The sequence below is a fragment of the Ruegeria sp. B1 genome (genome assembly GCF_056535885.1).
Genome location: NZ_JBQFJA010000001.1, coordinates 427,385 through 441,825, shown reverse-complemented (window position 1 = coordinate 441,825; position 14,441 = coordinate 427,385). Strand labels below are relative to the sequence as shown.

Annotated in this window: 13 protein-coding genes and 1 tRNA gene; 5 read left to right on the top strand and 9 right to left on the bottom strand. The window is 58.8% G+C overall.

Annotation, left to right across the window (positions count from 1 at the left end; genetic code table 11):
• Positions 1–93: 93 nt before the first annotated feature.
• The 3 genes from ACR3ES_RS02205 to ACR3ES_RS02195 all read left to right on the top strand — a co-directional run bounded on the left by ACR3ES_RS02205 (position 94) and on the right by ACR3ES_RS02195 (position 3,365).
• A complete protein-coding gene (locus ACR3ES_RS02205) occupies positions 94–1,236 on the top strand; it encodes a DUF3095 domain-containing protein (RefSeq protein WP_170434199.1) in 1,143 nt (380 codons plus the stop codon).
• A 271-nt stretch (positions 1,237–1,507) separates the two neighbouring features.
• A complete protein-coding gene (gene hpaR / locus ACR3ES_RS02200; RefSeq protein ID WP_170434198.1) occupies positions 1,508–1,942 on the top strand; it encodes a homoprotocatechuate degradation operon regulator HpaR in 435 nt (144 codons plus the stop codon).
• A gap of 724 nt (positions 1,943–2,666) precedes the next feature.
• Positions 2,667–3,365, top strand: coding sequence for a fumarylacetoacetate hydrolase family protein (locus ACR3ES_RS02195; RefSeq protein ID WP_170434196.1), 699 nt, complete (start codon positions 2,667–2,669; stop codon positions 3,363–3,365).
• Between the two features lie 3 nt (positions 3,366–3,368).
• Here the strand turns inward: ACR3ES_RS02195 and ACR3ES_RS02190 are convergent, their stop codons facing one another.
• Both ACR3ES_RS02190 and ACR3ES_RS02185 read right to left on the bottom strand, forming a co-directional pair.
• Positions 3,369–4,583, bottom strand: a complete 1,215-nt coding sequence (locus tag ACR3ES_RS02190) for a DNA glycosylase AlkZ-like family protein (protein WP_170434194.1) — start codon at positions 4,581–4,583, stop codon at positions 3,369–3,371.
• A 4-nt stretch (positions 4,584–4,587) separates the two neighbouring features.
• Positions 4,588–5,613 (bottom strand): LacI family DNA-binding transcriptional regulator, encoded by a 1,026-nt coding sequence (locus tag ACR3ES_RS02185; protein WP_170434192.1) that lies wholly within the window; start codon positions 5,611–5,613, stop codon positions 4,588–4,590.
• Between the two features lie 116 nt (positions 5,614–5,729).
• On the opposite strand from ACR3ES_RS02185, the gene ACR3ES_RS02180 reads away from it, so the two are divergent.
• Positions 5,730–5,806, top strand: a tRNA-Arg gene (locus ACR3ES_RS02180).
• Between the two features lie 314 nt (positions 5,807–6,120).
• Here the strand turns inward: ACR3ES_RS02180 and ACR3ES_RS02175 are convergent.
• The 4 genes from ACR3ES_RS02175 to ACR3ES_RS02160 all read right to left on the bottom strand — a co-directional run bounded on the left by ACR3ES_RS02175 (position 6,121) and on the right by ACR3ES_RS02160 (position 10,216).
• Entirely contained in the window at positions 6,121–7,371 is a 1,251-nt protein-coding gene (locus tag ACR3ES_RS02175) for an FAD-dependent oxidoreductase (protein ID WP_170434190.1), read from the bottom strand.
• Between the two features lie 54 nt (positions 7,372–7,425).
• Positions 7,426–8,358 (bottom strand): 4-hydroxyproline epimerase, encoded by a 933-nt coding sequence (locus tag ACR3ES_RS02170; protein WP_480424731.1) that lies wholly within the window; start codon positions 8,356–8,358, stop codon positions 7,426–7,428.
• Positions 8,349–9,308, bottom strand: a complete 960-nt coding sequence (locus ACR3ES_RS02165; RefSeq protein ID WP_170434186.1) for a dihydrodipicolinate synthase family protein — start codon at positions 9,306–9,308, stop codon at positions 8,349–8,351. The genes ACR3ES_RS02170 and ACR3ES_RS02165 overlap by 10 nt, the downstream gene beginning before the upstream one ends.
• A gap of 215 nt (positions 9,309–9,523) precedes the next feature.
• A complete protein-coding gene (locus ACR3ES_RS02160; protein WP_170434184.1) occupies positions 9,524–10,216 on the bottom strand; it encodes a Crp/Fnr family transcriptional regulator in 693 nt (230 codons plus the stop codon).
• Positions 10,217–10,397: 181 nt separating this feature from the next.
• Between ACR3ES_RS02160 and hemA the strand changes: the two genes are divergently transcribed.
• A complete protein-coding gene (hemA, locus tag ACR3ES_RS02155) occupies positions 10,398–11,621 on the top strand; it encodes a 5-aminolevulinate synthase (RefSeq protein ID WP_170434183.1) in 1,224 nt (407 codons plus the stop codon).
• A gap of 54 nt (positions 11,622–11,675) precedes the next feature.
• Here the strand turns inward: hemA and ACR3ES_RS02150 are convergent, their stop codons facing one another.
• The 3 genes from ACR3ES_RS02150 to ACR3ES_RS02140 are packed head-to-tail and all read right to left on the bottom strand — an operon-like array spanning position 11,676 to position 14,436.
• Positions 11,676–11,963: a cytochrome C oxidase subunit IV family protein gene (locus ACR3ES_RS02150; protein WP_480424729.1), complete on the bottom strand. Its 288-nt coding sequence runs from the start codon at positions 11,961–11,963 to the stop codon at positions 11,676–11,678.
• A gap of 5 nt (positions 11,964–11,968) precedes the next feature.
• Positions 11,969–12,517 (bottom strand): cytochrome c oxidase subunit 3, encoded by a 549-nt coding sequence (locus ACR3ES_RS02145; RefSeq protein ID WP_170434178.1) that lies wholly within the window; start codon positions 12,515–12,517, stop codon positions 11,969–11,971.
• A complete protein-coding gene (locus tag ACR3ES_RS02140; RefSeq protein WP_170434176.1) occupies positions 12,514–14,436 on the bottom strand; it encodes a VWA domain-containing protein in 1,923 nt (640 codons plus the stop codon). The genes ACR3ES_RS02145 and ACR3ES_RS02140 overlap by 4 nt, the downstream gene beginning before the upstream one ends.
• Between the last annotated feature and the right edge of the window lie 5 nt (positions 14,437–14,441).

Below are 14,441 nucleotides of genomic sequence, written 5' to 3'. Positions count from 1 at the left end.
AAATCGCACAAGCACGTGTACTATGTTGCAGGAAACGGACAACGATTTTGATCGAACTACTATCGGGTCATTAATCCATTTTTGAGGGGGACCATGAAAGACCTCCATTCTGATTTTTACGAGACCCTTCCGCTGCAACGCGACTTCACGCAGCTGGCAGATCCGGTGCGTTTTACTACCGTCCCGGATGACTGGATTCTTGGGGTTGCGGACATCGTGGATTCGACGGGTGAAATTGCCCGGGGTCGATACAAGACCGTCAATATGGTCGGTGCGGCGGTGATTTCGGCCATGATCAACGCGATGGGCGGCAAACTGTTTCCATATGTCTTTGGTGGCGATGGTGCGGGCTTTGCAATCCCGCCAAGCATAGCGGACACGGCGCGGGTCACGCTGGCAGCGTTGCGGCGCTGGGCCGAGGAAGAGTTTTCGATGCCGCTGCGCGCCGCGTTGGTTCCGGTGGTTGAAATCCGCAGAGCGGGCAAAGACCTTCGGGTGGCCCGCTACGCGCCGTCAACCGGAGTGGACTATGCCATGTTTTCAGGTGGCGGTTTGGCCTGGGCCGAGGCGCAGATGAAAGCGGGGGCCTTTGAGGTCGTCGCGGCGGACCCGGGCGCCCAACCCAATCTGACAGGATTGTCTTGCCGCTGGTCGAACAGCCCGGCGCGGCATGGTCGGATCGTTTCATTGGTGGTTCAGCCGACATCTGCCGCGACCGAGAGCGATTTCTCTGATCTGGCCCAATCCGTCCTGTCCGCATCCGAAGGGTTGGAGCGTGCAGGCCATCCGGTCCCTGCGAATGGTCCACCCATCAACTGGCCGCCACCGGGTGTCGACATCGACGCGCATGTGTCCCGCAATGGGCGCAGTGTATTTTTACAAAAGGTTTTGTTGCTGGGTCAGAATTTGATGATCGGCCTGTTGTTCAAAACCGGCAAACGAATGGGTAATTTCGAGCCCGAGCACTACAAACGCATGGTCAGCAGAAACGCTGATTTCCGCAAATTTGACGATGGTCTGAAAATGACGCTGGATTGCGATCCGGCGACCCTGTCCCAGATCGAACGCATGCTGGAAGACGCGCGCGGACGGGGTAAAATCCGCTATGGTATCCATGCCCAGGATGAGGCGATGATGACCTGTTTTGTGCCGTCAGCCATGCGCGACGACCACGTCCACTTTGTAGACGGTGCGTCAGGGGGGTATGCACAGGCGGCGGCAGAGATGCGCGCCTGATCCCGCCATACATTTCGCCTCGGTTACGGCCTTGCTCGGAAAACAAGACATCAGACGGGAGAGGCCGATGCTGAATGACTTTGAGATCACTGAAATATGGTCGGGGCATAGGGTTAAATTTCTTTGCCCGAGCTTCAATTGATAGAAATGCGGCGGAAAGCCCTGCGATTACAATTGGTGTATCAAAGTCTCTAACACAGGGTGTTTGAGTGTTTTAAGGCCGATATAGTGAACCGCTTGCGAACACCGGTAAATTCGGCCAAGCTTTGTTATGACCCACAACCTTCCGCTGACGTCGCGATCCTTGCCTATTGCGCTGTTGAGGGCGCGGGAAAAGGTCATGGGGCCTATTCGTATGTTGCTGGCGGACGCAGGTGTCACTGAACAACAGTGGCGGGTTCTGCGTGTCCTGAATGAAGAAGGCCCACAGGAGCCGACGCATATAGCGGAACGGGCCTGTCTTTTGCTGCCCAGCCTGACGCGCATTCTGCAGAAGCTTGAACACAAAAAGCTGATCGTCCGGTCCCCGCACCCGGTCGACCGCCGTCGGCAGGTCGTCGAGATCAGTAAGGACGGCGTTCAGATCATTCACGACAATCTCGAGGTGAGCATGGCACAGGCCGAACGCCTCAGAACCCTGCTGGGACCTGAAAATCATGAGCTGTTGCTCGACCTACTGAACGAGTTGAGCGATCTGGAAAACTAGGCGCGGCGGAAGCGACCTGTCGAGGTGCCCCGCCGGAGACGTAAGGGGGATATCTCCGGCGGGGAGGCCAGACCCGGACTGGATTATGTGCCTGGCCCGAGGCCGGTCTCGTCTTGTCTTTCCAGACGGTCCGGCCAACGTTTCAGAGAAGTTGATGAACAGAAAATACAGTTCAAAAACAGACGTATAGGGTCCAGGGGGATGGACATCTCGTCCGCTCTCTCCGAAACGGTCGTTCTCAATTGCCGACTTGTTTTTGTGTTCGCAAGTGGTGTCTTAGCGTCAATTCGGTCTTGATTTTGTGGTCCACCATTCGGCAGTGGCGGAGAAAGGTGTCGGTCTACATCCAGACGTCGATCTTCCCGCCCCCAAACCGCGCCGTAAATCGCAGTAGTGACATAAGAGATAGCACGATCCCGGCATCTTCCAAGCGAGGTGGTCCCGTCACTGCAATAGCTGTGCCGAGCCCGTCCAACTGCGTTCTGGTCAGTAGAGCGGGTCAAAATACGTGCCCTTTGTAACTAAAACATCGATCTTGCGAGACTGCGGTTATAAAGGCGGAACGGACTGCATCGGGGAACGTTGGGTCGCAGGACACGCAGAATTGGGCAGGTTCGCGCCGAAACAATCTAAAGCTGTGGGCAAAAACCGGCGCGCGCGCATGACTTGTCGGTCGTCCTGCGTTTACTAATATGCCGCTTATGCAAGCTAAACGGGGGCCATCATGTCGAACAGTTTGTTTTCTCTACCTGAACCTGCTGCAATCCCGGTTAGGGGAGAGGCGGCGGCGTACCCAATCGGCAGAATTTTCTGTGTTGGTCGCAACTATGCGGCCCATGCGGCCGAAATGGGTCATGACGTGGACCGCGAGGCACCGTTTTACTTTACCAAATCCGCCTCAAATGCGATTCTGTCCGGCGCCACGGTGCCCTACCCGCCGGGAACCGCAAACTATCACCATGAAATGGAACTGGCCTTGGGGATTGGGCAACCAGTGTTTCGTGCCTCCAGCGCAGAGGCATTGGCGGCCGTCTATGCCTATGGGTGTGCGCTGGATATGACGCGGCGCGATCTGCAAATTCGAGAGCGCAACAAACAGCGCCCGTGGGACCTAGGCAAGGATGTTGAGAACGGCGCGGTCTTTGCATCCCTGACAAAAGCAGCGGACTGGTCCCCGGACGACGACAAGCGCATTCATCTGAGCGTCAACGGCGAAACGCGGCAAGATGCGACGCTTGGGGAACTGGTCTGGAAGGTCGACGAAATCATCTCTCATCTGTCCGGGTTTTATCACTTGCGTCCGGGTGACCTGATCCTGACAGGCACACCCGCTGGCGTTGGCCCGGTTGAGGCAGGAGATGTGATTGAGGGCGGAATTGATGGGCTAGACTCAATCCAATTGACACTGTCTGCGGCAGAATAGACCCTATTTAGGGTCTTTCAGCCAATCCGCGGCAAATACGACCTCATCCAGATCGGCAAAGCGACGCACCCTGTCGAGTTCGGAGTGCAGGCGCCGAGTGCGCGCGTCAGACCATCGGACACCGCGTTCGGGCCAGACCGCCCGAACACGCAATTCACCGCAATCCCGGTGGGCCTTCATGTCGATCCGCCCGATCAGCTTGTCTCCTTCCATCAATGGAAAGACATAATAGCCATAGGTTCTCTTGGCCTCGGGCACAAAGACTTCAATCCGGTAGTGAAAGCCAAACAGCCTTTCTGCCCGATTGCGGTCGCGAAGCATGGGGTCAAAGGGGCTGAGCACCCTGATCCGCCCGGTCGGCGGCTCCAGTGCTTTGGCCTGATCAGACAAGCCCGGGCGGGCCAGAACCTTGCGGGCGCGACCATCCGCGCACGTGACCTCAATCTCTTCCAGGGCGCCGCTTTCCAAGGATTTCGCACACCAATCCTTGGCTTCCGCAGGGCTGACTGTATCCCAAAAAGCGGCCAGTTCGCCTGAAGTTGCAAATCCCAACCGGTCCATGGCGGAGTTGCACAACCAGTCGACTGTCGCGTCCGTGTCGCAGGGGGTGGACCCCGGGCATAGTTGTGTCTCGATCACTCGTTCCGTCAGATCATAGCGCTTCTGAAACCCACTCCGGCCAATAACGGTTAACGCACCCGAGCGCCATAGAAACTCCAGCGCCGTTTTTGACGGGTGCCAGTCCCACCATCCGCCTGAGCCCTTCTTTTCATCCTTGCCAACATCCGAGGAGGAGACGGGGCCGTGATCCCGGATGTGATCAAGCACCGTGGCAAATTGTTGCTCGAATCCGTCGCGTCGCCAATTCTTCCAACGCGCTTTCAACAGGTCCGCGTCGCGCTGAAACCGCAGGTGCCAGTGTTGGTAGAATTCCATCGGGATCACGGCTGCGTCGTGGGTCCAGTGTTCGAACAGGGCCTTGTCACGCTCGTACAGACGTTTGAGGTTCTTGCTGCGATAGGTCGGCCTGCGTGAAAACAAGATCATATCGTGCGCGCGGGCAACGGTATTGATGCTGTCGAGTTGGACAAACCCAAGCCGATGGATCAACTCCAGCAACGCGTCCCCCTTGGCCTTGCCCGAGGGGGGCTCGGCCAGGGCATGGCGATCCATGAAAACGGCGCGCGCCGTTCGGTTGTCGAGTTGTTGCAGTGCCAAGGTTTCAGCGCCGTTTCAGCGTGTCGCCGTAGCTGATTTTCGGAGTCAGGGTGACGCGCGTTTCAATCTCGGTATCCGGGTCGTTCAGGCGTTCTGCGATAATTTTGGCGGCCTGATGACCGATTTCCAAACGACAAGCATCCATGGTCGCCAGTTTTCGGGGCAGGCCCTGCAGCAGTTCGACATTGTTGAACCCGGCCAGCCCGATTTGTCCGGGTATGTCGATGCCCTGTTCCAGCAGGTACAATAATCCACCGGCACCGATCATGTCGTTGGAGTAGTATAAAAAATCCAGATCCGGCGAGCGCTCCAGCATTGTCTGTGTCATCTCGCGTCCTTTGGCCAGAGCGGAGCCGCCGGAATAGAACTCGCGATCTTCGATTTCTATTCCGTGTTTGCCCAGCACCTCAGTGAACCCTTCGAACCGCTTCCGCGCGCGGTGATCCAGCGGCATTTTTGTGCCCATGAACCCGATATGCTCATATCCCGCTTTCAGAATCGCCTGCGCCATTTCGCGCCCGGCGCGGCGGTGCGAGATACCAACCATCGCATCCACCGGTTTGCCATCCGTATCCATGATCTCAACAACCGGGATGCCGGCGGAATCCAGCATGGCCCGTGCAGCTTCGGTGTGCTCGAGACCCGCGATGATCACCCCAGACGGCCGCCACGAGAGCATCTCGTAAAGCACCTTCTCTTCTTTTTCCGGGAGGTAGTCGGTAACCCCAACCACGGGCTGCAACTCGGTGTCCTCCAGAACTTGATTGACTCCGGTCAGAACCTCGGGGAACACCATGTTCGAGAGCGACGGAATGATCACCGCGACGAGGTTGACCCGGCTGGATGCCAGCGCGCCCGCGATCTTGTTGGGTACATATCCCAGTTCCTTCGCGGCGGCCAGAACGCGGGTGCGGGTGGCATCGGACACATCGCCCCGGTTGCGCAGAACCCGGCTGACCGTCATCTCGGACACGCCGGACGCCTCAGACACATCGCGGAGGGTGAGCGGGCGTTTGGTTTCAGTGTTCACGGAAGGGCACCTGCATCGTTGTTTTGCCTGATGGTAGCGTGAACGGGGTGATCTGTACAACTGTTGTGCAAAGGCCATGACAACCTGGAAAAAGCCCGCTACAGAAGGCGATGCGCGGCCCCGTGGCTCAACTGGATAGAGCAGCCCCCTCCTAAGGGGCAGGTTGCAGGTTCGAATCCTGCCGGGGTCGCCAAAACCGGCTGAAAAATAATGCTTCTTTTACAGGGCATTTTGTAGAGACGTGCAGAAATGCCCGCTAGTTTTCGCGCCGAACTCGCCTGAAAAGGGCGAAATCTAGTACAAAACTCGCACGTCCTTGCGCCTTGTGGTGCGGTCCAATGAACTGGCGGGTAGTATGATCCGCGAAACTGCACCAATGACCGACATAGCCCAGGAACGTTGGCCGGGGTGCGGCGCGGTCAGCAACGCTGCCTTATGCATCGCCTCGCCCCGCGTAAGCTGAAATCACATGTGTGGTTTTGCTGCCGCGCAGCTTTGCGCTCCCGATCAGAAACGAGACGGGGCGTAAGGTGCCAGATCGAGTGCGGGTGCCGTGCCTGTTGCCAGGTCCGCAATCAACTCCGCCGTTCCTGCCGATTGCGTCAGACCAAGATGGCCATGACCGAAAGCGTACAAGACCTGCGGCACCTTAGACGCGTGTCCGATGACCGGCAGGCTGTCTGGCAGAGACGGGCGAAATCCCATCCATTGCGTGCCCCCAGTAACATCGAGGCCTGGCAGAAACCGGGCGGCTTTGGTCAGCAAGGCGTCGGCCCGTTTGAAATTGGGGCTCAGGTCCAGCCCGCCCAGTTCGACGGCTCCGCCGATGCGGGCGCCTCCGTTAATCCGGGAAACGACAAACCCGTGTTCGCCAAAGGTCAGGTGTGTCCTTAGATCAAAGGCACCTTCGGGCAGGGTCGTGTTGTAACCGCGCTCGGTTTCCAGGGGGATCGTGTCTCCCAGATGCTGCGCCAATTTGTGAGACCATGCGCCCGCCGCGATCACAACATGGCGTGCGCCCAATTCCCCGTCCGATGTGTGCACGGTGACCCCGGTTTCAGTTGGTGCCACCGCCTTGACTGCAGCAATCTTCACCTGCCCGCCGCGCGCTTTGAACTGGGTTTCAAGATGTCTGGTCCAGCGGTCCGGGTCGAGCGTATTGAACCATGTCGGCGTGAACCCGGCATGGGTAAAGCGGGCGTCCAGCCCCGGTTGAATCTCCGAGATGGCCTGCGGGGTGTCGAGCAAATCAAACGGAATGCCGCGATCCTTACGCAAGTCCCATGCCGGGAGGCTCGCGCGAAACTGTGCCTCACCTTCGTAGAGCTGCAACTGGCCGTCGCGCTGCATCATCGCTTCGCCATTCACGTCCACGATCTGCCGTTCAACGGCTGCGCGGCAGTGATCCATAAGTGCAGATTGGGCGTCCAGTGAGGCAGTGTACCGGTCCCGCCAGCTTGCGCGCCAGAACCGGATCATCCACGGCGCGATCTTAGGGGCGTATGACGGTGGTATGGACAAGGGCCCCAATGGGTCGAACAGCCATTTGGGCGCCTTGCGCATGATCCCGGGGTGGGCCAGCGGTTCGACCTCCGCAAAGGCAAACGCCCCCGCATTGCCCTTTGATGCGCCGGACGCGACGCCTTCACGATCGATAAGAAGAACCTGACATCCGCGCTTTTGAAGCTCCAGCGCTGTGCTAACGCCGATGATACCGGCACCAATGACAGTAATCCGGTCGTCTGTGTCTGGTTGCATGATTCAGGTCCTTTTCGGGGGTCGTCGCGCAGGTCTGCGCCCCGTGGTGCGGTGCTATGACGTTATACCGGTTCGAAACGGGTCAGCTCGGCCAAAGTGCAGCTGGCTTTCGGCGATGATATGGGCCTGACCGGTCAAACAGGGAATGATCCCGCCCGTTGGTCCCGGTTGATAAAACAGCCGGTAGGAACTGTTGATGACGCTTTCCTGAACGATCTCTTCACCCGGGGCGAGGCGCCCGTCCGCTGCAAGGCACGCCAGGCGCGCCGAACTGCCTGTGCCGCAGGGCGAGCGGTCATAGTGATTGTCCGGGCAGAGCACGAAATTCCGGCCGTGAACAGCTTGGTTCGAAGAGGCGCCCTGAAAGATCACGTGATCGACGGGCTCACCGTTTTCGCCACTGACGCCCTGCGCGACACAGGCTTCGCGAATAGCGATTGCCATGTCGGTCAGGACAGGAATGTTGTCACTGGCGACAGGGATCGGACTGGGCTCGACGATGTAGAACCAGTTGCCGCCATAGGCGATGTCTCCGGTGACCGGGGCATAACCTTTGGGTTCGACCGTCACCGAACGATGCACGCGACGGCTTTCTACATTCGTGACCTGCACGGTGTTCGGATCGCGCAGATTGATCGAAACTGCGCCGACCGGCGTGTCGATCTTGTGTTGTCCGACATCGATCCGGCCCAGATGTGCCAGCGTTACCCCAAGGCCGATGGTTCCGTGCCCGCACATCCCCAGCACTGCATCGGAGTCGAAGAATATGACCCCTGCTTGACAGGTCGGATCGTCAGGTTCGACCAGCAATGCGGCCACCATGCCCGGTTGTCCACGAGGTTCCAGAAGGACGGATTTCCAAAATTCCTCATGATCTTCGGACAATCTGCGCGCGCGTTCGGCCAACGGGCCCGACCCAAGATTGGGACCGGTGTCAAGAATGACCCGAGTTGGCATACCACCTGTATGGCTGTCGATTACATGCATTCGGCGATGACCCCACCCTGCCGTGACCAGTCTGCAAACCAGGTTCGAAACTGAGTGTATTGCTGTTCGCAATAGTTGCGTTGTGCGTCAGAGAGTGCGTCCGTTTCGTTGAAATGCAGTCGGTACTCCTCCTCGCCGTTCAAGACGAGCAGGTGCTTGTAGTACAGAACCAGATCGGTCCCCTCGTCAAAGCTTGCCAATACGCCGATTGCCTCTTCCAACTCACGCGCGCGACGGCGGGCTTCGGCATGCCCAGCCGCCGCTTTTTCGGACAGAGCGATCAGCAGCAATGCCTCTTTCGGAAGAGCATTCCCAATTCCGGTAATCGAGCCGGTGGCCCCGCAATTTACAAATCCGTGATACACTTCGGTGTCCACGCCCACCATAAGGGTTACGTTGTCATCTTTCGATGTGATGTGTTCCGCCGCATAGCGCATATCCTCCTTGCCGCCAAACTCTTTGAACCCGACAAGGTTTGGATGTTCGGCCCGCAAGGCAAAGAACAGGTCGGCCCGCGTCGCGAACCCGTAGACCGGGCTGTTGTAAATGATAGCTGGCACATCAGGTGCCGCGCTCAGGATCGCCTTGAAGTGATTTTTCTGAGCGTCAACGGAAGATCCGCGCGATAAGACACGCGGGATGACCATAAGGCCTGCCGCCCCAACCTTTTGCGCGTGCGCCGCGTGGGTGACAGCCGATTTCGAATTGATTGCCCCGGTGCCCACCACAACCGGCAAACCCGCATCAATCAGCCGCACGACCCCTTCCATGCGCTCGGCATCGGTCAGCAAGGGCCAGTCTCCCATCGAGCCGCAATAGACCACAGCCGACATCCCGGCACCGATCATGTCCTGTCCTTTTCTGACCAGCGCGTCGTAGTCCGGCGTGCGATCCGCTCTGCAGGGCGTCATCAAGGCCGGCATGGTGCCGCTGAAGACAGTTTTGGACATGGTGGTGTGTTCTCCTGATCGTCGTGTTCGATATTTCGGTTCGGGTCTGTCGGGTGTCTTGCCAGGCCAATATGTATCAGTATCAATTTTAGGATGTTGTATCCAAAACGAAATCTCAATGGCGACGACAGGTATTGCGCCGTTTTCGGGCGGCTTTCAGCGGTATGGCCGTCGCAAGTCGCCGGTCAGAATTGCTAATTGACCGATGGGTATTCTCACTTTTCGGACGGGTCGCTTTCTGCGTAGTCTCGCAGATTTCTTATGTCCGCAATCTCGGCGTGATTCCGGTTGATTTTCACGCCCATCGGCCGCAGCCGCGAGAAAGCCCGGCTTAAGCTTTCGGGCTTCATGCCCAAGCGTCCGGCAATCAGCATCTTGTCGTATGGCAGTTCGACATCACAAGTGCCCGCGTCCTCTTCGCATAAGTTTAGAAGAAATTCGGCAACCCTCTGCGCGCCGGTTTGGGCTTTTAGCTGCTCAAGCTGGGCAACAAGAGAATGCAAATGGGTGAACGTCGCCGCCAGGATCGACACGCCGATTTCCGGGTCCTCACGCATGAGGGACAGCAAAACCGGGCTTGGAATGTGCATGATTTCGCAGGCGGACACAGCCTCGGCTGATACGGGGTAGGGGACATTGCGTAATGCCACTGCCTCGCCAAAGCTTTCGCCGCGGGTAAAGACGCTGACCACGGCTTCGGCGCCAGACGGCGACATGCGAAACAGTTTCACCCAACCGGCCAGTACCACATGAACAGCCTTGGCCTTTTCTTCCTGCAGAAAGATTGTCTCGCCCCGATCGTATTTTCGCCAGATCGCGTGGCTCAGAAGTGTTTCGATATGGTGTTCCGGTAAACTCTTGAGTAATAGCGACTGCTTGGCGACCGTTTTTTGTGCCTCATGCGCCACAAAACTTCCCCCTCTTTCCTGGCTGACAATCTGATCTGTTCGCTTAGGCTTCTACTGGCTATGCCAAACCTAAATCCCCCGCACTAGTCTTTTCATACGCGTCAACTTGACAATTGTCATGTCACAAGAGGGGCCAGATGCTTAATCTCGGCATGCAGCCAGTACTCCGGGAGTGTTCAAGATGGACTACGAGCAGTTTTTTAACCAGAGCCTCGATGACCTGCGGAACGAAGGCAATTATCGCGTTTTCATCGATCTTCAGCGACGCCGCGGCGCGTTTCCGAATGCGCGCCAGACCGATGGAGCACTTCAGCGTGACGTGCGGATCTGGTGCTCGAATGACTATCTTGGCATGGGGCAGCATCCGGATGTGATCGCGGCCATGCATGATGCACTGAACCGGTGCGGCGCCGGTGCGGGCGGCACGCGCAACATTTCCGGTACGACGCACGACCATGTGTTGCTGGAAACCGAACTGGCCGACCTGCACGGAAAAGAAGCCGCGCTGTTGTTCACCTCGGGCTACGTGTCGAACTGGGCTGCCCTGGGGACACTGGCCGCCAAGATTCCGGGTCTGATTGTTTTCTCCGATGCGCTGAACCACGCTTCGATGATCGAAGGTATCCGCCACTCACGGGCGCAGAAGGTGATCTGGAAACACAACGATCTTGAGGATCTGGAGGCGAAACTGGCCGCTGCTGATCCGGACGCGCCAAAGATGATCGCCTTTGAGTCGGTCTATTCGATGGACGGCGATATTGCCCCGATCAAAGAGATTTGTGATCTGGCTGACAGGTACGGTGCAATGACCTATCTGGACGAAGTCCATGCCGTCGGCCTCTATGGTGCGCGCGGCGGCGGCATCGCCGAGCGCGAAGGTCTCATGCACCGTTTGACCGTGATCGAGGGAACACTGGGCAAAGCATTCGGCGTGGTCGGTGGATACATCGCCGCATCGGCCGCGCTGTGCGATTTCGTGCGCAGCTTTGCCAGCGGGTTTATCTTTACCACCGCATTGCCGCCGGCGATCGCGGCAGGGGCGGCCGCGTCGATCCGGCATCTGAAACAGTCGAATGCCGAACGTGATCTGCAGAAGGCCCGCGTGGCGCAGGTCCGCGCCCGGCTGGACGCAGAAGGTATCTCCCATTTGCCGAACCCAAGCCACATCATTCCGGTGATGGTGGGCGATCCGGTGAAGTGCAAGTTTATCTCTGACACCCTGCTTGAAGAGTTCGGCGTTTATATCCAGCCCATAAACTATCCCACCGTGCCCAAGGGCACCGAGCGTTTGCGGATTACGCCGTCTCCGGTTCACACGGATGAAGATGTCGACCACCTTGTTGGCGCCTTGTCGACCCTGTGGCAGCGCTGCCAGATCGCGCGGATGCCGATGGCAGCCCAATAACCAAAAGCATCCCTTTGCTTTGCCGACTGCCGCCCCTTTTTGGGGCGGCTTTTTTCAGATCAGATAAAGGCCGAAGATCAGTGTCGTAAAGGCGATCAGCACCGTGGTGAAGCCGCGTAGCCAGACGGAGCTTTTGGCAAGCTCAAGATAGCGGGCAAGAATTATACGAGCCTTGACCAGCGCGAGGATCAGGATGCCCGCTGCGGGGAGTGTTGGAGGCGCGGGCAGCATGGTCAGCACAGCCGATGCAAGGCTCAGCGCCAACAGGGTGAGCCAGGCGCGCGTAAGGGGGTTCGGGAGCCTCCGGCGGGAGTATTTGGAAAAAGATGAAGCGATGGACATGGCTTTCATCCCAGCAGGTAGATCACGGGGAACAGCATGATCCAGACCAGATCAACCATGTGCCAGAACTGCGCCCCCGCCTCGATATTACGTGGCTCGTCCCTCCAGGCGACCAATAGCAGAATACCCACGCCGGCCAGCACATGCGCGGCGTGAAAGCCGGTGAGGAGATAGTAAAACATGAAAAACGGGTGGGTCTCGAAATCGATTCCCTGGGTGGCTTTGCCAGCGTATTCGATACCTTTGATGATCAGAAACGTCACCCCCAGCATTGCTGCACCGATCAGAGCATACCGCGCCCTGTCGCGATGTTCCGCCGTGCGCCAGTGCAGGGCCTGCGCGGCGAGATATCCCGAGGTGACCAGAACAGCCGTGTTAAGGGCGGCGCCGGTTCGATAGAGATGCGATTGTGCCTCGGCAAAGCCTGTCGGGTCAGTTAGGCGTACGCTCATAAAAGCAACCAGCCCCGCGCCGAACACCAGCAGTTCCGAAATGATGAGCACCCACATCAGCAACTCGCCAGGAAGCTCGTCGATGAGGGAGGTGCCGTTCATGCCCCGACCAATTGGCGATAGATCTGCGGCAGGGCCATGGTCAGGCGGTGTGGGTCGGGAATGGCCGCAAATCCACCTTGTCCGAACATACGCGGGAACCAGCTTTTGCCGGTTTTGTCGACCGTGACGCCGAACACTGACTGCCCGGACCGACGCGCCTCGCGCACGGCTTGCCGCGTGTCTTCAATTCCGTGGCGACCCTCGTAATGGTCCAGGTCGTTAGGCTTGCCGTCGGTGATGACCAGCAGCAGGCGGCGGTTGCGTGACTGAGTGGAGAGGTCGGCGGCGCAGTGGCGGATTGCGGCTCCGAGCCGGGTGTAGTGACCCGGGCGCAGGGATGCGATGCGCTGCTCGACGATTGCGCCCATCGGCTCGTCAAAATGCTTGCATCGCTGGACATAGACGCGCTGGCGCTTCAGCGAGCTGAAGGCATGAATGGCAAAATCGTCCCCACAGGCGTTCAGGCCCCAAGCGAGCGCGGTCAGCGCCTCGCGTTCGACATCGATTACGGCGCGGCCCGTGACGGCGCTTTCGGTCGAGCGGCTGACATCCAGCAGGATGGACACAGCCAGATCGCGGGCCTCGGGGCGGGATTGCATCCACACGCGCTCGGTGCCTTCGCCGTTGGCATGGCGGTCGGTTTCGGCGCGGACTGTGGCCTCAATATCCAGTTGATCGCCGTCCAAGTGACCTCGGGTCATCACGCGACCGGGTCGCAGCGCTTCGAACTGGCGCTTGACGGCGCGAATGCGGCGGGCGGTGGCGGGGTCTTTTCCGAATTCGGCAGCGTCGTCGCGAATTTCGGCATCCGACAGCAGAACGTTTACGTGATCCGGCAGGTATTGACCCGTGCGTACATCCCATTCGGGATATAGGATACGACCTGACAGACGCTCGCGGTTGACGTCTTCGGGCGCAAGGTCGAGGTGCAGCTTCAGCTTGGTTGGAGGTGCCTTGGAAATCTGACCCAGACCGATCTCGTCCTGATCGTCGGCGGCCTTTTTGGCATTGTCGGGATCGTCGTCGTCGATGCGCCGGTTGATATTCAGGAACTCGGCCCAGCTGAGGATCGCTTCGAACTTGTGCAGGATGAAACTGTCACTGCGGGAAGCCTGATCCGATTTACGACGCCGCGCCCGGTGGGTTTTTTCGCTGGACTCTTCCGGCGGTCCCTCGGTGTCCGGATTCTCGACCTCGTTGTGTTCGGAAAATCCGACGGCGCGCAGTTCCGGCCACAGCGGGATTGGGCGGACGGGCCGGTACCCGCGCGGGGCGGTCAGGTCATCGTCCAGCGCAGCAAGGGCCTTTGCTTTTTCTGGCAGCGGTTCCGGATCTCCCAGCATATTGCGGACCAGCTCTTCGACGGCAGCCTCAAAGGGTGGAAGGTCAGGCGTGCGGCGCAGTTGCAGTATGCCTTTGCAAAGTTCGCAGTAGAGTGGCCGCAAACCGGGAGCGTCGTTCAGTGTTGCGTCGACCATTTCTTGCGCGGCCCTCAAGGCGTGTAGATCAGCGCGCAGGGGGTCCGGTTCGTCAATTCGGGTTCCGGCATGCGCGGCGGCGGCCGCTAGCCAGACATAGAGCGCACCATTGGCCTCGCGCGCCGGGAAAACGGCCAGCGCGTCGGGCAGGCGCAGTACCTCGCCATCGAACGAGGCGCGCGGCGTAAGCTCTATTTCGGTACCCAGCTGGCGCCGCCAGCTCAGGCGGTGGTGAGAGACCTCGGGTGAGACCGGGCGCAATTCCACGCCCGGACTACCCCCAAGTCCCCGGAAGAGGACTGCCAGCCGCCCTGCGACCTCGGAGAGGTCGACCGCGGCTCCAACATGCACCTCAGGTGCATCAAGGCGGCTGGCAAGGGTGTGCCACAGTTTCCCGATCGTTTCTTCGGGTTCCCATGGCTCAAAGTCGATCTTGACCATCGGCG